Origin of the sequence: Acinetobacter sp. ESBL14 (genome assembly GCF_036668815.1) — a bacterium.
Lineage (GTDB): Bacteria > Pseudomonadota > Gammaproteobacteria > Pseudomonadales > Moraxellaceae > Acinetobacter > Acinetobacter gyllenbergii.
In genome coordinates, this window is sequence record NZ_JAZEVS010000025.1 from 1 (window position 1) to 937 (window position 937).

Genomic DNA, 937 nt, shown 5'->3' on the forward strand with positions numbered 1-937 from the left:
CTGCATTACCTGCAAAGTTTAGACCTTTGTTGGTCAAGTCATTTACGCCATTGGTGACTTTGTCATCAACTGATTTGATTGCATCATTGATGTTGTCTTTTCCTGTACCACCAACGTTGTTGGTGCTGATGCTACCGTCTTTATTAACAGTCGTATTGCCACCAATGCTATTCTTGATGCTTTCAGAAATGTTCTGAATCTGACCACCATTCACGGCATCTTTAGAACCTTTCGCAATTGAACCATCAGCAACATTCGTAATGACTTTATTACCCGCATCGATGCCATCTTTAGTGATGCTTGGACCATCTTTAATGGTCACACCTTTGTCATTTAATACCGTATCGCCAGTCGTGATGCTGTCGAATTTCGCATCTTTTAACAATTCGATCTTGATACCATCCTTGGTGGTACGCGTAATCACATTCTCACCGCTGGTTTTGTCTTCCGATGTCGCAGCATCCGCACCACCCACGATGTTTAACTTATCACCCAACTTACGATGCACATCTCCACCTGCATTACCTGCAAAGTTTAGACCTTTGTTTTCCAAATCAGTCTTGGTGTTATCAATCTTGGTATTGAGTTCTGTTTTGGTGTTATTGATCGTATTGTTTAACTCAGTCTTGGTATCTGTAATCTGAGTTGTTAACTGATCTTTGGTGTCATTTAACTTGTTGTTGGTGTCCGTGATTTGGTTACCTAAGTCTTTCTTAGCGTCATCTAACTTAGTATTGGTATCAGTAATCTTGCCATCTAAACCATCTTTAACTTTGGTTAACTGGTCAACATTGACTGCATCTTTACCATCTTTACCATCTGCAACATTCGTAATGACTTTATTACCCGCATCGATGCCATCTTTAGTAATGCTTGGACCATCTTTAATGGTCACACCTTTGTCATTTAATACCGTATCGCCAGTCGTGATGCTGTC

1 pseudogene is annotated in these 937 nt (G+C 40.4%); it reads right to left on the bottom strand.

The window, feature by feature from the left end:
- Positions 1–937, bottom strand: a pseudogene (locus V6E90_RS21435) (YadA-like family protein); the annotation flags it as partial.